The organism is Pedobacter faecalis, from assembly GCF_030182585.1.
In the GTDB taxonomy this organism is placed as follows: domain Bacteria; phylum Bacteroidota; class Bacteroidia; order Sphingobacteriales; family Sphingobacteriaceae; genus Pedobacter; species Pedobacter faecalis.
Map to the genome: position 1 here is coordinate 772302 of NZ_JARXOW010000001.1, position 23173 is coordinate 795474.

The 23173-nt window shown below is 46.2% G+C and carries 19 protein-coding genes; 7 read left to right on the forward strand and 12 right to left on the reverse strand.

What is annotated here, in order from left to right; genetic code table 11:
- Positions 1–26: 26 nt before the first annotated feature.
- On the forward strand, positions 27–1553 hold the full coding sequence (locus tag QEP07_RS03395) for an OmpP1/FadL family transporter (RefSeq protein ID WP_285008523.1): 1527 nt from the start codon (positions 27–29) through the stop codon (positions 1551–1553).
- Positions 1554–1625: 72 nt separating this feature from the next.
- Here QEP07_RS03395 and QEP07_RS03400 read toward each other — a convergent pair whose 3' ends face one another.
- Positions 1626–3437: a UbiD family decarboxylase gene (locus tag QEP07_RS03400; protein ID WP_285008524.1), complete on the reverse strand. Its 1812-nt coding sequence runs from the start codon at positions 3435–3437 to the stop codon at positions 1626–1628.
- A gap of 43 nt (positions 3438–3480) precedes the next feature.
- On the reverse strand, positions 3481–3960 hold the full coding sequence (locus QEP07_RS03405) for a Dps family protein (protein WP_256005408.1): 480 nt from the start codon (positions 3958–3960) through the stop codon (positions 3481–3483).
- Positions 3961–4137: 177 nt separating this feature from the next.
- Between QEP07_RS03405 and QEP07_RS03410 the strand changes: the two genes are divergently transcribed.
- Both QEP07_RS03410 and QEP07_RS03415 read left to right on the forward strand, forming a co-directional pair.
- A complete protein-coding gene (locus tag QEP07_RS03410; protein WP_285008525.1) occupies positions 4138–5223 on the forward strand; it encodes a LysM peptidoglycan-binding domain-containing protein in 1086 nt (361 codons plus the stop codon).
- Positions 5207–5854, forward strand: coding sequence for a uridine kinase family protein (locus QEP07_RS03415; protein ID WP_285008526.1), 648 nt, complete (start codon positions 5207–5209; stop codon positions 5852–5854). Before QEP07_RS03410 ends, QEP07_RS03415 begins: the two co-directional genes overlap by 17 nt.
- Here the strand turns inward: QEP07_RS03415 and QEP07_RS03420 are convergent.
- Genes QEP07_RS03420 through QEP07_RS03440 form a run of 5 tightly spaced genes read right to left on the reverse strand, consistent with a single transcriptional unit; the run spans position 5851 to position 11316 of the window.
- A complete protein-coding gene (locus QEP07_RS03420) occupies positions 5851–6513 on the reverse strand; it encodes a 3-oxoacid CoA-transferase subunit B (protein ID WP_285008527.1) in 663 nt (220 codons plus the stop codon). The genes QEP07_RS03415 and QEP07_RS03420 overlap by 4 nt on opposite strands.
- Position 6514: 1 nt before the next feature.
- On the reverse strand, positions 6515–7216 hold the full coding sequence (locus QEP07_RS03425) for a CoA transferase subunit A (protein ID WP_285008528.1): 702 nt from the start codon (positions 7214–7216) through the stop codon (positions 6515–6517).
- A gap of 51 nt (positions 7217–7267) precedes the next feature.
- Positions 7268–8356 carry a PQQ-dependent sugar dehydrogenase gene (locus QEP07_RS03430; RefSeq protein WP_285008529.1) on the reverse strand — a complete coding sequence of 363 codons (1089 nt, stop codon included), beginning with the start codon at positions 8354–8356 and terminating at the stop codon, positions 7268–7270.
- A 45-nt stretch (positions 8357–8401) separates the two neighbouring features.
- Positions 8402–10771: an endonuclease MutS2 gene (locus QEP07_RS03435; protein ID WP_285008530.1), complete on the reverse strand. Its 2370-nt coding sequence runs from the start codon at positions 10769–10771 to the stop codon at positions 8402–8404.
- A gap of 2 nt (positions 10772–10773) precedes the next feature.
- Positions 10774–11316 (reverse strand): DUF4296 domain-containing protein, encoded by a 543-nt coding sequence (locus QEP07_RS03440; RefSeq protein WP_285008531.1) that lies wholly within the window; start codon positions 11314–11316, stop codon positions 10774–10776.
- 72 nt (positions 11317–11388) lie between these two features.
- On the opposite strand from QEP07_RS03440, the gene QEP07_RS03445 reads away from it, so the two are divergent.
- The 3 genes from QEP07_RS03445 to QEP07_RS03455 are packed head-to-tail and all read left to right on the forward strand — an operon-like array spanning position 11389 to position 14562.
- Positions 11389–12078 carry a YggS family pyridoxal phosphate-dependent enzyme gene (locus QEP07_RS03445; RefSeq protein ID WP_285008532.1) on the forward strand — a complete coding sequence of 230 codons (690 nt, stop codon included), beginning with the start codon at positions 11389–11391 and terminating at the stop codon, positions 12076–12078.
- A 13-nt stretch (positions 12079–12091) separates the two neighbouring features.
- Positions 12092–13378, forward strand: a complete 1287-nt coding sequence (locus QEP07_RS03450) for an aspartate kinase (RefSeq protein WP_256005393.1) — start codon at positions 12092–12094, stop codon at positions 13376–13378.
- Positions 13375–14562: a THUMP-like domain-containing protein gene (locus tag QEP07_RS03455; RefSeq protein ID WP_285008533.1), complete on the forward strand. Its 1188-nt coding sequence runs from the start codon at positions 13375–13377 to the stop codon at positions 14560–14562. The genes QEP07_RS03450 and QEP07_RS03455 overlap by 4 nt, the downstream gene beginning before the upstream one ends.
- Before the next feature lie 58 nt (positions 14563–14620).
- Here the strand turns inward: QEP07_RS03455 and QEP07_RS03460 are convergent, their stop codons facing one another.
- From QEP07_RS03460 to QEP07_RS03470, 3 genes are read right to left on the reverse strand one after another with little or no spacing between them, the layout of a single operon-like run.
- Positions 14621–16330: a protein-disulfide reductase DsbD family protein gene (locus tag QEP07_RS03460; RefSeq protein WP_285008534.1), complete on the reverse strand. Its 1710-nt coding sequence runs from the start codon at positions 16328–16330 to the stop codon at positions 14621–14623.
- Positions 16331–16336: 6 nt separating this feature from the next.
- Positions 16337–16783, reverse strand: coding sequence for a protein-disulfide reductase DsbD N-terminal domain-containing protein (locus QEP07_RS03465; protein ID WP_256005386.1), 447 nt, complete (start codon positions 16781–16783; stop codon positions 16337–16339).
- Positions 16784–16822: 39 nt separating this feature from the next.
- Positions 16823–17869, reverse strand: a complete 1047-nt coding sequence (locus QEP07_RS03470; protein WP_285008535.1) for a PLP-dependent cysteine synthase family protein — start codon at positions 17867–17869, stop codon at positions 16823–16825.
- 163 nt (positions 17870–18032) lie between these two features.
- On the opposite strand from QEP07_RS03470, the gene QEP07_RS03475 reads away from it, so the two are divergent.
- Positions 18033–18503 (forward strand): Lrp/AsnC family transcriptional regulator, encoded by a 471-nt coding sequence (locus tag QEP07_RS03475; RefSeq protein ID WP_256005383.1) that lies wholly within the window; start codon positions 18033–18035, stop codon positions 18501–18503.
- Between the two features lie 66 nt (positions 18504–18569).
- Here the strand turns inward: QEP07_RS03475 and QEP07_RS03480 are convergent, their stop codons facing one another.
- Together QEP07_RS03480 and QEP07_RS03485 are read right to left on the reverse strand one after the other, a co-directional pair.
- Positions 18570–19982 (reverse strand): TolC family protein, encoded by a 1413-nt coding sequence (locus QEP07_RS03480; protein WP_285008536.1) that lies wholly within the window; start codon positions 19980–19982, stop codon positions 18570–18572.
- Positions 19969–23166 (reverse strand): efflux RND transporter permease subunit, encoded by a 3198-nt coding sequence (locus QEP07_RS03485; RefSeq protein WP_285008537.1) that lies wholly within the window; start codon positions 23164–23166, stop codon positions 19969–19971. Before QEP07_RS03485 ends, QEP07_RS03480 begins: the two co-directional genes overlap by 14 nt.
- Positions 23167–23173: the final 7 nt, after the last annotated feature.

Consider the following 23173-nt stretch of genomic DNA (forward strand, 5'->3'; position numbering starts at 1 on the left):
TTACTTTTAACCTTGTTTTGTATCTAATGAAAAAATTATTATTATCTGTAGCTGCCTTAGCAGCTGCAACAGGAACCTTATACGGTCAGAGTTATACCCCAGACGTTTTAAAATTTTCGCAGACCAATTATGGCAGCACAGCCAGATTTAAAGGCATGGCCGGTGCGCAGATTGGTGTGGGAGGCGATATGAGTTCCCTGGGATCGAATCCGGCTGGCCTGGGGCTGTTCACAAGATCGGAATTTACCTTTACCCCCGAATTTAACGGTATGACGGGAAAGGCAAACTTTCTGAACCAGAATACTGAGTCATCCAAGAGCGTTTTAAACTTGAACAATGCCGGCGTCGTATTCTATAGTCCCTCCTGGCGAGCTAAAGGTCAGGACACAAAAAAAGGTGTTATCAGCACGGTTTTCGGAATCGGATATAATCGTAATAACGACTTTGGTGCAGAGTTTTCCTATTTGGGTACAAACCCGAGCAATTCCATCGCAGACTATTTCAGGGATGACGCAAATTTCAATTTGCCTCAGCGCCCCGGTGCTGGACCTGACGATCTTCCGGTGAACAGTCTGGGCAGCCTGGGCTACGAGGGTTATCTAATTGATTTTGACGAGCCAAACGGACAATTCCTTTCTTCAACCCGAAACAATTCCAACGCGCAATCAGCCAGCAATAGCCAATATAAAAATGAGATAAGATCCGGTTCAACTTCTGAGCTGAATGTGGCCGGAGCGCTCAATATATCCAACCAGGTATATATTGGGGCAAGTGTAGGATTAGTTAATGTGCGGTATATCAGCGACGGTGAATTCCGGGAGTCGGGTTACAACTTTGCAGAGGATGCCAATTATAGTCTGGTTTTCCGCAGAAACCAGGAAACCACGGGAACAGGTATAAACGCACGCCTGGGTGTGATTTTCAGGCCGGCGGACAATTTCCGGATTGGTGGTACGCTGCAAACACCTTCATGGATGCTTATTGAGGACAATACTTCATTCAAATTAAACACGTCAATAGGAACGAACAGAAATTACGATATCGAACCGATAAACTCTTTGTTTACGTACAGAGTTAGAACTCCTTTGAAAGGCTCATTGGGTGCCAGTTATGTGATTGCTGGAAAAGCTCTGGTTTCGGCCGACGTCGACTATATTGACTATTCGTCTATCAGGTTTTCTACGGATCAAGGTGTGGAACCAGGAACTATTGCCGCAGAAAACAGGCTGGTCAAAGACTACTACAAGAGCACAGCCAACTACCGCGTTGGTGCTGAATACAAAATCGACAATGCGTTAAGTATCCGCGGTGGATACGGCTTGAACGGCAGTGCAATTAAAGGTGATAGTGATTACTTCGCCACGAAAATTTATACCGGCGGTCTTGGGTACAGGGTGAACAACTATTACTTCGATGTTGCTTATCAGCACCTGAACACCAACACGGAGCTTGCGCCATATGAAGTGGGTACAGCGGAAAATCCGGAAGAACCCGTAGCAGACATTAAGACGCAAAGAAACAATGTGTTCCTGACTTTTGGTGTCAGGTTTTAACCTTTCAAGAGAAATTCGATTCTGTCAAAGGGGGCGATCGGAAAAGATTGCTCCTTTTTCTTTACCACATCATCACCAGCGTAGTTCCATGGCGTCTAGTCGCTCCTCCACCGAGGAATCTTTGATCAGCTCCGGGGCATGATGAGGCTTTTTGCGGGCATCAATGATAACGGGTCCTTCGCATCCCCAATGCTTATCTATAGAAAACGCTTTATGTCCATGAATATCGGAGGCCGGATTGCTTCTGGTAAACGTCACCCAGACAAAATTATTAATGGAGGCTGCAGCAAATTGTCCATCGTCGCATAAAACCACCATAGCGATTCCTTCGCCAATTTCTGAAAGAAAAGTACCCAACAACAGGAGTTCCTTTTCGGTTTCGTTAGCACTAACATACGCTGGGGCAGATATTGTCAGCACACCTGGTAACGCCAAGGCAACAGGGCCAAAACCCGCAGGCAGTCTGGAATGATCCGGCAAGGAAGAAGAAAGTTCGCGGACAGGTTTACCGGCTGCGGCAAAGACTACCTTCGAACCGGCATTAAGTCCGGTGCCGGTATAATCCAGCGTATCTATGGTAGTCTGGGTATGAAAATGCAGGTCCCGACCAAAATCCACACGACTCAGCATGTGCTGTAAAAATCCGGAAATGTCGTGCGTACTTAGACTTTTATCATCTTCATGTGCTGCAATGAACAGATATTTCGCCAGACTAAGTTGGTTCTTCCCCAAAATGTGGTTCGCGATCGTAAGTATCTCCTGAGGGCGACGCTCCTTTAAAAAAGGGGTGTATCGCTCGCTTCCTATCGCAAACAGCAAAGGGTGAACGCCGGCAGCGTCCACGGCATTTACTTCTTTAAGACCATGGATTTCTTTCGGCAGTGCCGATCCCGAAATCTCGTGGATAAGCGCCCCGAAACTGGTATCTTCCTGAGGCGGGCGGCCAACTACGGTGAACGACCATATAGCATCCTTGCGATGATATACGTTATGTACCTTCATTAGAGGAAACGGATGGGCCAGACTATAGTAGCCAAGATGGTCGCCGAAAGGCCCCTCCGGCTTATTTTCGCCCGGCTCAACAGTTCCCGTGATAACAAAGTCGGCATCAGCTGAGATACAAAAGCCCTCGTCATCATAGTAATACCTGAACCGCCGGTTGCCCAGAGCGCCGGCAAAGGTCATCTCAGACAGTCCCTCAGGGAGAGGCATCACAGCCGCCAAAGGGTGTGACGGTGGTCCTCCCACAAAAATGCTGACCTTTAACGGCTGTCCCTTTGCGTTGGCTTTGGACTGGTGTACCCCTATCCCGCGGTGAATCTGGTAATGCAAACCGACTTCTTTATCCTGGATATAGTCATTTCCGCCTAGCTGAATTCTATACATCCCCAAATTGGCATTCATAATTCCAGGCCTATCCGGATCTTCCGTGTACACCTGTGGCATGGTGATAAAAGGACCTCCATCAAGTGGCCAGTTTACAATCTGCGGCAGGGCACTGATGGTAGTTTTCTGAAACGTATTCTTAAATAAACGTTGCTGTAAGGGAATGGCCTTTAGAGCCGCCATAGCTGTAGAAGCCAGCTTTAGCGGCTGTTTAATTGCTTTCATCGGGTCTGAGCGCAACTGAACTAGCTTTTCAACATTCGCCAGGGTGTCCCGAAATATAAACCTCGACCGCTCCAGCGTACCAAAAAGGTTTGACACCGCTGGAAACTGACTGCCTTTTATCCTTTCGAATAAAATAGCCGGCCCTTGTTGTTCATATACACGAAGATGGATCGCCGCCATCTCCAGATAAGGATCTACCTCTTTCTTAATCCTGATCAAATGACCGTGCCGTTCCAAATCGGCCACACACGCTGATAAGCTGTTATATCCCATACCGTTCAAATATAACCAAAGTTATCAGCTTAGGGATTGCAAGCTACTTTTTACCCGCAAACGAACGCAGCATCCAGGTTGTTTTTTCTTTAAATTGCATAAACCGGTTCACCATATCGTTGGTACCATCGTCGCCCGCCTGTTCACTGGCTTCCATCAGTTCGCGTTCCAGTTGAATTAACTTCGACATGTCGTCGAGCACCGCCTCAACCATATCCATGTCTTTCATGCCGATGGTGTCGATTTCCTGTATAGTCGACTCCTGTATATAATCCGAGAAACGGCTGTGAGGCGGTTTGCCTAAAGTTAACACCCGCTCGGCGATTTCGTCGATGGTCAATTGGGCGTTAGTATAGAGTTCTTCAAACTTAAGGTGAAGGGTAAAGAAGTTCTGGCCTTTGATATTCCAGTGACAGCCTCTTAATTTCTGATAATGAATATGATAGTTAGCAAGATATTCATTCAGCATGTCTACGACAGGCTTTACCTCTTTTTCATTTAAACTGATTTCTTTTGGGTCCATGGCTTAATATTCATTATTTTGGCAAAATACCATATTGCATGTCACAACAACTATTGTGCCGATCAGAGGCGTTCGGCTGGCATACAATAGTGTTTAACAAACGACGTTAATATATACGATTTCGAAGGCTTGCTTTTAAATCGTATTTTTACGACACATCATTACAGGGAAGATTGAATGTATAGATATTATATAATTGCTGCTATAGCGTTATCGCTTAACATAGCCGATGCCTCAGCAGCCGGTAAACGCGATTCCATAGGAGTAGAAAATTATAACGGTAAAAAACTCATTGTGCACCAGGTGGTGGCAAAAGACACTTATTATTCCATAGCGCGAAGGTATAAGGTTAACCCAAAAGACGTTTTAAATTTCAACGACAGCAAATTTTTGCAGGTCGGTGTGCTCATTAAGGTACCTACAGATCTGCCATTTGAAAGTACTGCGCCAACGGCGACAGGAGCGCCTGGCTCCGAGGTAGCTGGCGACCAAACATCTGGAACCATTGAACATGTTGTTCAGCGGAAGGAGAATCTCAATATGCTTGCCGAGCGTTATGGCACCACGGTCAACGAAATTAAGCGTATTAATAATCTAAGGTCCATTAACCTTCAGATCGGCCAGATTCTAAAAATGCCGGCCGGTTCTACAGCGCCCGAACCTCCTGTGAGTTCCTCAGCTTCTTCGCCATCGGTTACGCCTTCCAACCCTTCAGAAGAACTTATCGTACATACGGTTGCCTCCAATGAAACGATATATTCCATAGCTACGCGTTATAAGCTGAGTATCGACCAGTTGAAGGCTAAAAACAATTTAACAAGCAGTTCATTGCGTGTTGGACAAAGACTCTTAATTAAGGGAGAATATCCTGCTGTGCCAGTTCCGGAACCTGCAACTGCGTCAGACACGCTTAATTCTATTACCGATCCCAAGCTGCGCTATCCGGCAAGCCGTTATGGATTAAATCAAATTGATGAAAAAGGTACTGGAGTGTGGATAGCAGACGCTGATCTCGACCCGACTAAAATGCTGGTGCTGCATCGGAACGCACCCATAGGGGGAATTATCAAAATAACAAACCCCATGACCAACAGGTCCACTTTTGCCAAAGTGGTAGGTAAATTCACTGAAAATGAGTCGACGAAAGACGTGATTATCGTGATGACCAAAGCTGTGGCCGACGCGCTTGGAGCATTGGATAAAAGATTTTATTGTAACCTGACTTACGGAGCTTCCGAAGTTACTCATGAGGAAGAGCAATAAACCTTTTATCATCGGAATAGCAGGGGGAAGCGGCTCGGGCAAGACCTTCTTTCTAAAATCCTTTCTTAATCATTTCAAACCAGGTGAAGTAACGCTGGTGTCTCAGGACGACTACTACATTGACGCGGGGGTGATGTCTATGGAAGAGAACAAGCTTTTTAATTTTGATCTTCCTTCAGCTATAGACCATAAGCAATTTGTCCATGACATCAGCAAGCTGGTTCACGGTGAGATCGTTTATAAAAAGGAATACAACTTTAACAATCCCCTTGCAGTTGTGAAGACCCTCGAAATCAAACCTGCACCGGTACTCATCATTGAAGGCTTGTTCATACTCCATTTTCAGGATATCGCCGCCTTGCTAGATCACTCTATCTTTATCGAAGCCAAAGGGTCCGTAGCACTGCAACGCAGGATCAGTCGCGATGATGTTGAACGAGGTTACCCAAAAGAGGATGTGCTTTATAAATGGCACAATCACGTAGTTCCGGCCTACAGGGAATATCTTCTTCCGTACAAGTCGTCCTGCCATAGAATTGTCGTAAACAATGATAATACGCCGGAAAAAATCATTGAGCTAACAGACGCGATCTGCAGGGAGCTCAAGCTGCAACAGCTAGATAACTGTTAATCATTCAGCTGCATTTCCGGCACGTCAGCATCCGCGAATAGTTTGCCTGCTGTCGCATCACGGATATAATCCAGGCCAACACCTGGCGCCCGCTCAAGCAGTTTAAATCCTCCCGAGGGCAAAATATCCAATACGGCCAGTTCGGTAACCACCTTTTTAATGCAACGCACGCCAGTAAGCGGCAAGGTGCACTCCTTTAATAATTTGCTCTCTCCGGCTTTGTTAATATGCTGCATAGCAACAATAATATTTTTCGCAGATGCTACCAGGTCCATCGCCCCCCCCATCCCTTTCACCATCTTTCCTGGAATTTTCCAGTTGGCAATATCACCATTTTCTGAAACCTCCATCGCACCCAGGATCGTTAGGTCTATTTTCTGACTTCTGATCATTCCAAAACTTAAAGCAGAATCAAATACGGCCGATCCGGGCAAAGTGGTTATTGTTTGCTTGCCGGCATTGATCAGATCGGCGTCTTCCTCGCCTTCCAGGGGAAACGGACCCATACCCAGAAGGCCATTTTCCGACTGGAGTACAACATTTATTCCCTGAGGTATATAATTGGCCACCAAAGTCGGAATACCAATACCCAGATTTACATAGTAGCCATCCTGCAGCTCTTTGGCAATTCGCTTTGCGATACCGTTCTTATCCAGCATATTATTTCTCTGATCTTACTGTTCTTTGCTCAATTCTTTTTTCGTACGCAGCACCTTGAAAGATGCGGTGGACATATACACCTGGTGTATGGATCTGGTCCGGATCAAGTTCGCCCGTTTCTACAAGCTCTTCCACTTCGGCAATGGTGATCTTGCCTGCCATGGCCATAACAGGATTAAAATTTCTGCTTGTATACCGGTAAATCAGATTCCCTGCCTTGTCCCCTTTCCAGGCCTTCACTAAGGCAAAGTCTGCTTCAAATGCGTACTCCATAAGGTAGTCTTTGCCGTTAAAGTTGCGAATTTCCTTCCCTTCCGCCACCTCGGTGCCCACGCCCGCTGGGGTAAAAATGGCGGGCATCCCATAGCCGGCAGCCATACACCGTGTGGCCAGGGTACCCTGAGGAATCAGTTCCACTTCAAGTTCTCCGCTCAACAATTGTCTTTCAAACTCCGCATTCTCGCCTACATAAGAAGCAATCATTTTCCTCACCTGGCGCTCTTTCAACATCAAACCAATACCAAAATCATCTACCCCCGCATTGTTGGATATGCAGATCAGATCTTTCACGCCCTTTTTTACGAGGGCAGCGATACAATTCTCGGGGATACCGCAGAGTCCGAACCCGCCAAGCATGAGCGTGGTGCCATCTTCGATATCGCGGATGGCCTCATCAGCTCCTGAAACAACCTTATTAATCATTTTAAAATACTTTGACTGCTAAAGTATATGATATTCTTTATTCGAACCAAGTTATTTGCCCACTTCTATAATTTTGTCGGCGTTTCCGTTACTGCTGGCGATGTAAACCTTCCCGTCTGGCGAACTGCAGATCGCCCGTAGCCGGCCGTATGCATTCACGAAGTACTCCTGTGTATCCACTATTTTATCACCGGCTTCATTAAGTGTTAATTGCAACATCTTCGATCCCTTGAGGGTAACAAGTAAAAGCGCATTTCGCCATTGCGGAATATAATCAGAGTTATAGTACAACAGACCGCACACCGCAATCGTCGGTGTCCATGCCATAATGGGCTCAGCCACATTATTGGCGGTGCAAAAACCGCCTTCATTACTTTTGTCGCAATAACCTTCTACGTTTGGCCATCCATAGTTGGCTCCTTTGCCGATTATATTAATTTCGTCATCATTGTTTGGTCCGTGCTCTGATGCATATATGCGCCCGTTCCCCTCGGTCAGCCCTTGCGGATTACGGTGCCCTAACGTCCATACAGGGCTTCCGGCAACAGGATTATCTGAGGGAATAGACCCATCAAGGTTGAATCTCAATATCTTACCCGATAAACTCTGAATATTCTGCGCAGCCGCTCCGTTACCTGCGTCGCCGGTAGTCACCAGCAGCTTTTGGTCCGACGTGATCAGCAGTCTTGAACCGTTATGAACTGATCCGGCCGGAATACCGTCGATAACGACCGACGGCGATGTGAGTGTGTTATTATGGTATACAAAACGCACGACTTTTTCGCGGTAGGGAGATCCGTAGTTATAAACCAGGTATACCCACGGTGTTGTGCTAAATTGAGGGTGCAGAGCCATTCCAAGCAATCCTCCCTCTCCGGTAGCAACAACATCGGTTAACGTATAAACCAATGAAACTGCGCCCGACTGCACATTCACCCTGCTGATTTTACCCGAACGCTCCGTAACCCATAGATGGTCATCCGGGCCATATATCATTTCCCATACATGCGACAAGCCGCTGCTAACAACACGGGTTTTAATTTCTGCATCAGGCAATTCCTCCACAGGGCCTGGAGATTTGCTTTTCTTACATCCAAGGACACAAAACGACACCAGAAGTAAAATAACAAGCTGTTTCATAACACTTTATTTGCTATAAAAAACAACCTGAAATTGAATATGTTTTTAGTTGAAATACACGTAGGTGATTCCATCTCCGCCTCGGTCAGCATGTTCATCCTCCAGACGATCTACCTGACTGTATTTTTTAAGATATTCCCTGATCAGCTTCCTGAGGATCCCATCCCCTTTTCCATGAATGATCTTGATAAAAGGGAATCCCAGCATAAGTGCCTTGTCCAGATAACGTTCGAGCTCATACAACGCATCCTCGCCCCTCCTGCCGCGCAGATCAAGTTCTGCACTGAAGCCGGAAATTGCCTCAGTCATACGACCAGTATAAGAATTGCTTTGTACCACCTTTTTCGCCTGCTTGTTGCTGATCTTATGCACGCGGTTCTTCTTGATAACAGACCTCAGATCCCCGAGTGCAACAACCAGGTTATCCCGGTTGATCTCCAAGACCTGTCCCGCAGTCTCACTATTATTCAGTTGCACCCAGTCGCCCACCTCAATTGGCGTATTTACCAGCTGAGCCGGCGCCTTTGGTTCCTCTCTGACTTGATTTTGCAAAAGTTGTTTATTCAAATCCTGGCGTAAATTACGGGTCACAGTTTTGTCTGCCTTTGTGCCCTTAATCTCGGCTATCGTATGTTCCACCAGCTTGTTGGCATTCTTTATGATGCTCTGCGCTTCCAGTTTAGCTTCGCGGATCAGTGCTTTCCTGTTTTCTTCCAGATGCTGTTTTAACTTTTCGTTTTCGGCGACAAGGTTTTTAGCTTTGTTCTGCTGGTTGGCCAACTGCACCCTGGCGTCATAAATCTGCTTCTTTTCGCGTTCAAGATCTACAAGCAAACTATCAATACGATTCTGATCTGCACCCGTCTTGGTCCTAGCCAAATCAAGTACCTCCCTTTGCAGCCCAATGTTCTGGGCGATTTCGAAAGCGTAGGAACTTCCCGGTTTGCCGATTTCCAAAACGTACATCGGCTTCATCCGGTCATTATCGAACAACATCGAGGCATTTTCTAAACCCTCGGTATTCCCGGCAAACAGCTTCAGGTTAGAATAGTGCGTTGTGATCACACCGCGAGTCTTTTTGTTATTCAGCACTTCCAGTACAGCCTCTGCCATCGGACCACCGAACTGAGGGTCTGTCCCGGTACCGAACTCATCGATGAGCACGAGCGATCTGGGCGTAGCATGCGCTACGAAATACTTCATTTTTGTAAGGTGAGCACTATACGTGCTTAAATCACTTTCTATCGACTGATCGTCGCCTATATCAGCGAATATCTGGTCAAAAACACCCACCTCGCTCGCTTCATCTACCGGTATAAGTAATCCGGCCTGGGTCATTAACTGCAGTAAACCCACGGTTTTCATGCAGACAGATTTACCGCCCGCGTTTGGTCCTGAAACCAAAAGAATACGTAGTTCATTGTGTATGTGAATGTTCAGCGGTACCACTGTTTTCCCTTCTTCTTTGAAAGATAAGTACAACAAAGGATGACGGGCATTTACCAGTTTTGTTTTTGGTTCCTTGGTCAGGATCGGCATTTCACCCTGAATCTCAAGTGCGAAAAGGGCTTTTGCCCGCACAAAATCCAGCTTGGTCAGAAATCCGTGGTAAGACAAGAGCAAAGGTGTGTAAGGCCGAAGATCGTTGGTAAGCCCAATTAATATTTTAATAATCTCCCGCCGTTTATCAAATTCCAGATCCCGGATTTGGTTGTTCAATGTAAAAACTTCCTCGGGTTCAATATATACCGTCTGTCCGCTTGCCGATTCGTCGTGCACAAAACCCCGCAGTTTTCGCTTATTCTCCGCCAGTATAGGTATACACATTCTGCCGTCCCTGATGGTCAGGCTACCATCAGCAACCCAATTGTTGGCTACAGCTTGCTTATACACCGAGTCCATACGCTTTCTAACATCCTGCTCGGTTTTAGCGATATCTCCCAAAATCTGTTGAAGTTCCGGGGAAGCATTGGGTTTAATTTTGCCTTTTGCATCCAGCACAGCTTCTATGCGCCTGAGTATATTTTTCTCCACAGGTAAGTGCTCCAGCAAAGCTTCCAATGCAGGATACACATCCTTTCGTTCGTCGAAGAAGCGCAGTACAGAAAAAACAGTCTGCAGCGAAACATACATTTGGTAAAGTTCCTCCTCAACCAAATAGGTACCTTCAACCTTTATCTTATCGGCAAGAACCTTCACATCGAAAAATGTGCTGATCTGCAGAGGTTCCTGGTTCTGCAGAATATTCTTGAACTCATAAGTCTGCCTCAAGAACTTATCGATCTGATCAAACTTGTTCATTACCTGCATCTTACTTACCATAAGTTGCCCCATGGTGCTCAGGCAATGACGGTGAATAAGTTGTTTTATCTCATTAAAACCCAACCGCTCTGTACAATTCTCCGGATATAACATCTTTAACTCTTTTCTGCTTTTTTGAAAGACAATTTCTTCTTCAATATTCTCCGAGATTTTACCTTCTCCAGAGAGTCTGCCCGCTTTATCGAGTCTGTGCGCCTCTTCTGCCTGGCGACCGGCAAATTCTTGAGCGAATCTGCGACCTTAGCGCTGTCGGCCTTTGCTTTTTTTCTGGCTGCCTGCTCTATTTTAACATTCTTTAGCGAGTCTGCCCGAACGATCTGCCTTTTCTCTTTCTCGAATTGCGTCCCGACTTTTTTGTATATCTCATCAAGCGTCTTTGGATCCGAATAATAATACTCCATACTCCTGGCATACAAGGCCGAGTCTATCCCGTATTTCTTGTAAATCCCCTTATAATAAGCCGCGGCAAGCACTTTGGCGGTATCTATATTCGCAATCGTATTGATATATCCGTCGGTCAGGTGAATATCGTGCAAAACGCTAGCCATCTGATCGGGCTGTACAATATCTTTAGGGATTCCAGGCTTGCAACCAGCCATCAGGAAGATTAGCGTACCAAGAACTATAAAATTTCTCATTCAGTTAAATCGTCTTCTTTTTCTTAGCCAAAGTTCACTAAGGTTGTTAATTTTACCCAAAAATACTGATAAATGAGTATAGCAGATAACTTATTAAAATATAAAAAGGAACTGGAGGGAACAGGTACGCAACTTGTTGCTGTGTCAAAATACCAGCAGGTCGAGGCAATCCAGGAGGCCTATGATGCAGGACAGCGCGCTTTCGGAGAAAATATCGTACAGGAACTGGTGGAAAAACAACCACAGCTTCCAGACGATATCGAATGGCATCTCATTGGTCACCTGCAAACCAATAAGGTAAAATACATCGCTGCTTTTGTAAAACTTATCCATTCGGTCGACAGCCTTAAACTTCTGATCGAAATAAACAAACAGGCTGTCAAGCACGACAGGGTGATCGACTGCTTGCTGCAAATCTATATCGCCGACGAGGAAACAAAATTCGGACTTGGTTTTGATGAGGCTGTTGATCTTCTTCGATCAGAGGAGTATGCAAATCTCAAAAACATAAGAATCGTTGGTTTGATGGGCATTGCAAGCAACAACGCCTCAGAGCGGCAAACCCGCGATGAATTCCAGGAGCTGAAAGTCCTCTTTGATGGCATCAAAGTAAGCTTCTTCAGAAAGGAAGACAGCTTCAGGGAACTGTCCATTGGCATGTCGGGCGACTATAAACTGGCTGTTGAAGCAGGGAGCACCATGGTTAGGATTGGAAGTAGTATATTCGGAAAACGCATTATCAAGCATTTCAAAGCCAAGTAAAGTAAAGAGCAGGATGAAAATATATAAGTTCGGAGGTGCCTCCGTAAAAGATGCTGATGGTGTACGCAACCTGGCAAATATCATGGTCAATTGCGAGCAGAGCCAATTGCTCGTTGTTATTTCAGCAATGGGAAAGATGACCAATAAACTCGAAGAGCTAACCCAGGCGTACCTCTACAGTGCATCAAATACCCTGGAAGTGCTTAACGACATCAAGCAGTTCCACTTTAACATACTCAATGAACTTTTTCATGATTCGCAGCATCCGGTTTATAACGATATATCCAACACCTTTGTCGAGATCGAGTGGTTGCTCGAGGAAGAGCCAGCAGATGCGGCAGACTATATCTATGATCAGATCGTCTCCATTGGTGAAATCGTGTCTACCAAAATAATAGCGGCCTACCTCAATGAAGTGGGCTGCAGCGTCAAGTGGGTCGACGCGCGAAACTACATTCATACCGACAATACCTATCGTGAGGCGGCGGTCGACTGGGACAAGACTGAAAAGGAAATTAATCTGCATCTTGCACCCATCCTGGAGAAAGGTATTGCAGTAACACAAGGATTTATCGGCAGCACGAGCGAAAACTTCACGACTACACTGGGCAGGGACGGTTCCGACTATTCTGCGGCGATATTTGCTTCCTGCCTCAATGCCTCCTCTTTAACCATATGGAAGGATGTCCCCGGCGTATTAAACGCCGACCCCAAATGGTTCGATGAGACAGAAAGAATTCCTCAGCTTTCCTATCATGACGCCATAGAACTGGCCTATTATGGCGCCACCATCATCCATCCCAAAACCATCAAACCAATTCAAAACAAAAACATTCCCTTATTCGTAAGATCTTTTCTAAACCCAGAGGCTCCCGGAACGGACATCACCGGAATGAATAACCATTTGCCGGTGCCTTCATTTATTTTCAAGGTTAACCAAGCCCTCATATCCATTTTCCCTAAAGACTTTTCCTTCATCATAGAAGAGAACCTGAGCCATATATTCAGCGTTTTTCACAAGCATAAGATTAAGATTAACACGATGCTGAACTCTGCGATCAGCTTTTCGGTGAGTTTCGACTTCGACGCACAAAAAATGGACAGCCTGATTACAGAGCTGTCTGCCTCTTACAAGGTTAAGTACAACACGGGACTGGAACTGGTAACCATTAGGTACTATAATCAGCAAACCATCGACAGGGTGACCGTCAATAAGGCTATATTGCTCGAAGTTAAGAGTCGTCATACCTGCCAGATCGTGATGAGAGATAAGGCACCTGTAAATAACGTTGCGGTTTGAACATCCATTTACTGACACCGGAAGTACAGGATTACATCAATGCACATTTACATGACGATGCTGGTAAGATTGCGCTTTCAAAAAGTCCATTCGTCAATGTGAGCAGTGCCGAACTCGCCAACCAGATCGCTGCCAAACGAAAGTCAAGAAAGAAGCTTCCTACCTGGTTTAACGCGACTGGCATCTGTTACCCCCCTCTTCTATCTATTGAACAGTGCTCGTCGGAAACCACTGCAGCATTTAAGGCGCAGCTGGCTATAGGCGAAAGCCTGCTCGATCTTACGGGAGGGTTTGGAGTCGACAGCCATTATTTTTCCAAAAATGTCAGCAGGATATTGCATTGCGAGATCAATCCGGAATTATCTGCTATCGCATCGCATAATTCCGGTGTACTTCAAAGATCCAATGTCGATTTTATGGCTGCCGACGGAATGCGTTACCTTCAGGAGAGTTCCAGCAGTTTCGATACGATATATCTGGACCCGGCAAGACGGAGCAGCAGCGGTAAGGTATTTATGCTGAAAGATTGCGTTCCTGACGTAACTACTCATCTAGACATGCTTTTGGCCCGCTCATCCCGTCTGATCATAAAGACAGCACCTCTTCTCGATCTTTCTGCCGGACTTGCTGAACTCAAAAAGGTGTCTTCTATTTACATTGTCAGTGTAAAAAATGAATGCAAAGAATTGCTTTGGGTTATTGACAAGCAGCGCACAGAAGGCCTCCACATCCATAGTATCATGCTCAACAACCCTCATAAGCACTTTAGCTTTGCATGGGGCGAGGACCGCATAGAGGCTGCTCTCCTGGAAGCGGAGATTGCCACAGGGGAATATCTCTACGAACCGGATGCCGCAGTACTGAAAAGCGGCGCCTTTAATCTGATTGGCGACCGTTATGGTATTGTTAAGCTTCACCAGCAGTCTCAGTTATTTTGGAGCCGCACAGCAAATACAGATTTCCCCGGAAGAATCTTTAAAGTCGAGCGTGTACTGAAGGCGACTGAGTTAAAAAAAGAAAAAGATTTATCAGGAAATGTTATTACGAGAAATTACCCGGAACGGGCAGATAATCTTTTAAAGAAGCATAGGATCAAGCCTGATGATAAGCGCTTTCTGATCTTTACAAAGACCGCTACCACAGGATACACTGTGTTCGACACCACCATCCTGCAGCACTATTAATAAACCAGGTCGGCATCCACCGACCTGAGTTTATCTATTAACTACCTAAATTGTTTTCTTACTTTTTTGCTTCGAAAGCGTCAACTCCGCTTTTTAAATAAGCAGCATATTCAGCAACGTCAAATATTGCGCCCTGAGGCTTAACAAGCGTGTTAAGGTCATGGTCTACCAGCACGTAATAAGGCTGGGCGTTAGATCCGTACTTCGTTGCTTGAAAATCCAGGTTCCAATAACCTAAATCGTCTGTTTTACGTTTAAGGATATCTGAAAAATGAACCTTTTCCGCAGGCATCTTAACCGTGCGCTCATCTACATAAAGCTGGATTAATACGTACTTGTCGTTGATCAAATTTTTCACTTCAGGTTTAATCCAGACATTGTCTTCCATTTTACGGCAGTTTACGCAAGCATGCCCCGTAAAATCCAGGAGTATTGGTTTGTTCACCTGCTTTGCATATTCCAGTCCCTCTTCCAGCTCAAAGAAAGGATGGAATCCAACCGGAGCATGTAATACATCACTATATTTCACCGAAGCTGGAAAGCCCTCTGCCGAACGACTGCCGGCAGTACCACCGCCATTACTCAAAATGAAATCCTGCGTATTCATCGGAGGTGCGAGGCCGCTTAGTACACTTACAGGTGCACCCCACAATCCGGGAACCATATACATTGCAAAAGAGAACGATAGAATGGCCAGGAACAAACGCGGCACCGAAACATAGGGCAGATCGCTGTCGTGTGCGAATTTGAGCTTACCTAACAGATAAATGCCCATCAACACGAAGATAACAATCCATAAAACGAAGAATACTTCACGATCAAACCATTCCCAATGCCAAACGAGGTCTGCCGCCGATAAAAATTTCAGGGCCAGCGCCAGTTCAAGGAAGCCTAAACAAACTTTGACACTGTTAAGCCAGCCACCTGATTTCGGCATGCTGCTCAAGAAGCCCGGGAAAATGGCCGATAATGTAAACGGAAGCGATAATGCCAGCGCAAAGCCGAACATACCAATGGCCGGGGCCAGCAGCTCTCCTTTAGAACTTGCGTCTACCAGTAAAGTACCGATAATTGGTCCAGTACATGAAAACGAAACTAAGGCAAGCGAAGCGGCCATAAAAAAGATACCGCCTAAGCCTTTGCTGTTGTCCGCCTTCTGGTCTATTTTATTTACAAACGAGCTTGGAAGTGTGATCTCAAACGCCCCGAAGAACGAGATTGCGAATACCACCAGCAGAACAAAGAAAAAGAAATTGAACAACCCGCTGCTGCTCAACGCATTCAATCCTGCCGAGCCGAACAGCACAGTGATCAGCAACCCGAAAGCTACATAAATTACAATGATCGAAAGTCCATATATTAAAGCCAGGCCGGTTCCTTTCCCTTTACTGCCCGCTTTTTTGGTAAAGTAACTGATGGTTAATGGTACCATCGGGAAAATGCATGGCATTAAAAATGCTAAGAACCCGCCCACAAGGCCGGCTATAAATGTTTCCCAAAGATTTTTCTTTTGTTCAGCCTTTTCAACTGTAGCACCAGCCTTCGCGGCTTCTGCTTTAACCACAGACGAATCGGTACTTGTATTGTCAGATGCAACCACGGCAGCAGAATCGCTAACAGAGCTCGTGTCGGCCACGATCTCCGTAAACTCAATATCATCAAACGTGGTATCCTGATCCTGCGCAAATACAACAGTTGTACCGGCGAAAAAAATACCTATAGTTAGCACAAGCACCATGATGCCTGTGCTAAAATTCTTAAGAAACATTATCGATTACTTTACAGGAATTGAAAACTCTACAGTTTCTGGCGGAAGGCAGCTCTGGTCGTCGCATACCATGTATTCCAAAGATCCTTTCACAACAGGGTTAGCACCTGTGAGCTTAACTTTCTGCTGAAACACAACCGACTTCTCGAAATAGCTCACATTCATATCAAAGGTCTTCTCGAACTTTGTGATCGGCTTTGGTTCAGTCACCGGACCTACTGGCTTGAAAGATTTCGAAGGGGCTAAGGTGAAACTGGTCTTCACAGGACCCCCATCAGCCATATTTTGTGAATAAATATGCCAGCCATCCTCAATAGTAGCTTTAATTAAAACTACCGCATCAGTTTTAGAAGTTTTCTTTGCAGCATAACTCCACTTTACAGGTTTTTGGATCTGACTACTCGCTGAAATGCTGAAAAGTAATCCAACGGCTAACAAAAATAGATTTTTCATGTTTTTATGTGTTAGTTGATTTGTTTAAGTTTATTCTCTCTATAATCTACAAATGGTACTATACCCGGTGAAAACAGTATCCGTCGAGATGTAATTGTCTTTTACTGGTTCCTCTTTCACTAAATCGGTGCTAAGATACTTTTTATTACTATCACTCAATAACGTTACTATAACAGATTCGACTCCCATTTCCTCTTTTAGTTTAATTGCACCGATCACATTTGCGCCCGACGAGATACCTACAGCCAGCCCCAGCTCTTTCGCCAGCTTCTGCGCCATGATAATAGCATCTCCGTCGTTAGCCTGGATAACCTCATCCAGGTCATCCAATTTAACGATAGCAGGAATAAACTCATCAGAGATTCCCTGTATCCTGTGACTGCCTACCTTATAACCGGTAGTAAGCGTCGGACTTTCAGCCGGTTCAAGGGGATGTATCTTAATCTTCGGATTGCGTGCCTTCAATCCCTTGCCCACGCCCATTACTGTTCCTCCCGTTCCTACTCCGGCCACGAACGCATCAGGTGTCATCCCATTCATTTTAAGCTGCTCCCAGATCTCCCTTCCTGTCGTTTTCTCATGAGCCTCTTCGTTGTAGCGATTTTCAAACTGTCTGGGCAAAAACACACCACCCTTAGCAGCCATTTCCTCACACATCCGTATGCTGCCCAGAAACCCACCTTCTTCCCTGCTTACAAGAATAACTTCGGCACCCATACTTTTTATAATATCGATACGCTCTTTGCTCAACCAGTTGGGCATAATGATTTTAACAGAATGGCCTAAGGCCTTTCCTATAGCGGCAAACGCAATACCTGTGTTTCCACTGGTAGCCTCTATAATCGTATCACCTGGATTAATTACTCCGCTTTTATAAGCTTCAGACATAATATTGAGCGCCATTCTATCTTTAACGCTTCCGGTGAGATTATAGTGTTCACACTTGACATATATTTTTCCGGGATTTCCCTTGTAGGTATACTGCAATTCCAGCATCGGCGTATTTCCCACCAGGTGCCACAAGTGCGCAAATTTCTTCTCCAGATCTGTGCTGAAAGCTTCAGCAACTTTGGTTTCCACTAACATAGTCTGCCTTTAAATATCAATAACAAAATTCAGCACAGTTAGACGTATTATCAATACATAGCGGTAAAAACAAGAAATTATTCGGAAAACTTAAATATTATTGTGTGTTTTTCTATTTTAGCATGCTGATAGCACCAAATGATGACTTTTTTCCATTAAGCAGATGAGTACGCAAACAGATTTAGATCATACAGACCTTCAAATTCTCAAGTTCCTGCAGAGGGACGCTACCTTAACAAACAAGGAACTTGCTTTCAAACTGAACAAGTCCATTGCTACCATCCATGAACGGGTGCGCAGGCTTAAGGAACAGGGATATATTAAGCGGATCGTCGCGATTCTCGACAGGAAGAAGGTCAACCGGAGCCTGATCGCTTTCTCCCACGTATTTTTGAAAGAACACACGGCAGAAACGCTGGGCGAATTCGAAACTGAAGTCGCGAAGTTCAGCGAAGTCATGGAATGCTTTCAGATGACTGGTGCATACGACTTTATCCTGCGCATTGCAACAAGCGATATGGATGCTTATCACCTGTTTCTGCGCAATAAACTTGCTACCCTCCCAAACGTAAGCACAGTACAAAGCTTTTTCGTCTTATCAGAAACCAAAAGTGATACTGCCTATCCACTCTAGACAGAATCCTAAAATACTAAGGCTGGCCCTTATCGGCCAGCCTTCTACAACAGGTAAGCATCAAGCTTAAATACCTCCGCCCAAAGCGCGATATAATTCCACCGAAGCATTCAATCTGGCGGTTTTAAGCGCGGTTAATTCCAGCTGACTTTGAAGGGCATTGCTTTGCGCGGTGATCACCTCAAGATATGTAGCCATGCCGTTCTGGAACAGCAGGCCAGCATTTTTAACTGCACGCGATAAAGTTTCCGCACGCTGTGCCGAGATATCATACTGGTCCTTCAGCTTTTCCAGCTTCACCAACTCGTCCGACACTTCGCCTACGGCGCTCAAAACCGACTGCCGGAACTGTATGACCACCTTTTCTCGATCAATTTTGGCAAGCTCAAATTGCGTTTTCAATTCCTTCCGCTGAAAAATGGGTTGGGTGATACTGCCACCCACAATACCGAACACCGAGGCCGGAACGTTAAACCAGTTGCTCGCCTTTAGAGAGTTAAGTCCGCCGCTGGCCGAAATACTCAGGGTAGGATACATATTTGCCTTACTGATGCCTACGCGTGCATTGGCGATGGCCAGCGAGAGTTCAGCAGTTTTGACGTCAGGCCTCCTGCTTACCATACTGGAGGGCAAACCAGCACTAAAGGCTGGCGGGATGCTGATCTGATCAAGATCAGACAGCCGTTCTACGGGGCCAGGCAAGCTACCGGTGAGCAACTTGATCGCGTTCTCCTGGATCACAATCTGTTGCTCCAGTTGAGGTACAAGTTGGGCGGCTACCAGGCGTTGGGCCTCTGCCTGCTGCACGGCCAATGAAGAAACCTGACCAGCCTCAAACTGCAATTTGATGATCGTAAGCGTGCTGTCATTCAGCGACAGATTTTTACGGGCGATCTCAAGTTGGGCGTCCATCATAAGCAATTGATAATAGCCTTTCGCTATGTTGGCTACAAGTCGGGTCTGAACTGCCTTTCTTGCTTCGGCACTTTGAAGATATCCCGCCAGTGCAGCCTGCTTCTGGTTTTTAATCTTCGCCCAGATATCCGCCTCCCAGACAAGGTTCAGGCTCGCATTAAAATCTTCAATGTGCCGGGTACCTAAAAACTGACCGGTACTCAGCCCACTCAGACTATTGTCTGACGGCCGGGTAGAATTGGCCGACACCTGCATGCCCAGGCTGGGAAGATTACCCAACCGGGCCTGCCTGAAAAGCAGATCGGCAGCTTCGATATTTTTCAGCGCAAGTTGCATATCGTAATTTCTGACCAGGGCTGTGTCTATCAGTCGACGGATTTCCGCCGAGGTTATAAAGTCTGTCACAGACAATGATCCAACACCAGCTGTATCGCCGAGCTGTGCTGCACCTCGATAAGTGCTAGGCACAGCGTCTCTCGGAAGCGCTACGTCTTTTGAAACGCTGCAACCTGCAGATAAGGCAAGCAGCAGCAAAAATACATATGAATAATCAGGCAATTTCATGAATAAGTTCTTTAACATGGTTTTCTCTTGGAATTTTAGGTGCCGGGTTTCTCCTTACCCGCTCCTGCAGGTATTGGAAAACAACAAACAAGACAGGGATAATGAACAGGCCGAGTACTACGCCCGACAGCATACCACCGGCCGCACCGATACTGATGGAATGGTTGCCCTGTGCAGATGGCCCGGTGGCGATACTCATCGGAAACAATCCGACGACAAAAGCCAATGAGGTCATGATGATCGGACGCAGTCTGAGCTTGGCCGCTTCGAGAGCCGCGGCTACAAGTGGCTGACCGGCACGGCGGCGCTGCGCAGCAAACTCAACGATCAGGATCGCGTTTTTAGCGAGCAAACCAATAAGCATGATCAGCGCTACCTGCACATAAATATTGTTCTCTATACCAGTCAGCCCGATGGCTACAAACACGCCAAAAATACCGGTAGGAATAGAAAGGATAACCGCCAGAGGCAGAATATAACTCTCGTATTGGGCAGCGAGCAAAAAGTAGATGAACACCAGGCACAGGAGAAAAATGATGGTCGACTGGCCACCGGAAGATATTTCCTCCCGGGTTTGGCCGGAGAATTCATATGCATATCCCTGCGGAAGCTGTTCTGCCGCCACCTCCTGTATAGCTTTAATGGCATCACCTGAACTGAAGCCCGGCTTTGGTATTGCGTTGACCTGGATGGAGTTGAACAGGTTGTAACGCGATGCGGTCTCTGAACCATAGATGCGGGTTAGTTTTACCAGCGTATTGATCGGCACCATTTCACCATTCTTGTTTTTCACAAAAACACGGTCAATGGTCGACGGTTCTGCACGGTCTGCCACATCAGCCTGGACAATAACCCGATAGTATTTTCCGAAACGGTTAAAGTCTGAAGCCTGTGCACTTCCAAAATAAGTCTGCATCGTTTGCAGGATATCCCTAACAGAGACACCAAGCTGATCTGCCTTCTGTTCATTAACGTCCAGTTGCAGTTGAGGATAGTCCGCTTTAAATGTGGTGAAAGCCACGGCGATCTCAGGACGCTTCATCAGCTCGCCTAAAAATCCGTTAGCAACACCGCTGAACTTATCCAGTTTACCGCCTGTTTTGTCCTGCAGCACAAGGTCGAGCGCCTCCACATTGCTGAACCCTGGTACAGTTGGGAAACTGAATGCGAAAAACGTGCCGCCGCTTATTGTGCTCAGGGTGGCGTTCACCTGCCCCATAATGGCATTGATATCTTTCACTTCGCCCCTTTCTTCCACCGGTTTCAGCAACACAAAGCATATGGCAGCCGAGGGACTGGTCGAGTTGGTCAATAGGTTAAATCCAGGTATTGAAGTCACAAACTTAAAGGTCCCCATCTTTTGGAGCGCATTTTCCGCCTCCTGCATTACTTTAGAGGTGCCTTCCAGCGAAGTACCTGAAGGGGTGTTTACCGCAATAGCAATAAAACCCTGGTCCTCAGTCGGGATAAAACCGGTGGGTGTCGACCGTACCATCCAAATGGTACCCAGGGTGATCACTACAAGTCCACCCAGACTCACCCATTTATTGCGGATAAGGAATTTCAAGCTCCCTACATATCGTTTGGTCATCGCATCAAAACTCCGGTTAAATCCGGTAAAGAATTTCTGGCTGAAGGTTCTTTTGCCTTGTGGCTGCGAACCCTCATCGCCATGCCCCGCGTGCCCGTCCTTTAAAAATAAGGCAGCGAGTGCCGGACTCAAGGTGAGGGCGTTGACTGCTGAGATCACGATGGCGATTGCCATCGTAAAGGCAAACTGACGGTAAAATACGCCGGTAGAGCCTTCCATAAATCCCACGGGGAGAAAAACAGCTGCCATCACCAAGGTAATCGAAATGATGGCACCGGTAATCTCATGCATGGCTTCCGTGGTGGCCGATTTTGCGGAAAGCCCCTTACGTTCAATTTTCGCATGCACGGCCTCTACAACCACAATAGCGTCATCCACCACGATACCGATGGCCAGAACCAGGGCAAATAATGTCAGCAGGTTAATGGAGAAGCCGAACAATTGCATGAAGAAAAACGTGCCCAATATGGCCACCGGAACGGCAATCGCGGGTATGAGTGTCGACCGGAAATCCTGAAGGAAAAGAAACACCACAACAAATACCAACACGAAGGCTTCAATAAGGGTATGCTTCACCTGGTCAATCGACTGGTCAAGCGCAACTTTCGTACTGTAGAAAACGTTATGTTCAATGCCCGACGGATAATCTTTGGCCGACTTTTCCAGCAGTTTATTGATCGCGATCTGGATATTGTTTGAATTTGATCCTGCGAGCTGAACCACACCGATAACCACGCCTTTCTTTCCGTTCAAACTCGTCAGACTTGAGTATGAATATGCACCAAACTCCACCCTGGCTACATCTTTCAAACGCAGAATCGTACCATCATCATTGGCCCTTATGGCAATATTCTCGTACTCCTCCGGCTTGTTCAGCTTGCCTTTGTACTTAATCACATATTCAAACACCTCCTTACTTTTCTCGCCGAACCTGCCCGGCGCTGCCTCCAGACTTTTATCCTGAATCGCCATCATGATCTCATTAGGCGTCACTTTATAAGCAGCCATCTGCGCAGGGTTTAGCCACACCCGCATCGAATAGTCCTTAACACCACCAAAAATGCTGGCTGCGCCTACACCAGGAATACGTTTTATTTCAGGAATAATATTGATCTGCGCATAGTTAGCTACAAACGTCTGGTCATACTTATTTTCATCGTTCGTATACAGCCCAATCGCCATAATAAAGTTGTTCTGCTGCTTTGCCGTAGTGATTCCCTGCTGTACCACCTCAACGGGCAATTGCGAAGTAGCCTGGGCAACACGGTTCTGCACATTTACAGCCGCCTGGTCCGGGTCGGTGCCCAGCTTAAAGTACACCGTTATAGCCAGCGAGCCGTCGTTACTGGCTGTAGAACTCATATAGCTCATATTCTCCACCCCGTTTATGGATTCTTCTATGGAGGGGGCAACTGACCGCAACACGGTCTCGGCGCTTGCGCCTGGATACATCGCGGTAACCAACACGGAGGGCGGCGCGATATCGGGAAATTGCTGAAGCGGCAATCGTGTTAAACCCAATACGCCCAGAATCACCAGTAGGATGGAGATCACCGTAGCAAGTACAGGTCTTTGTATAAATATTTTAAACATCTTATTT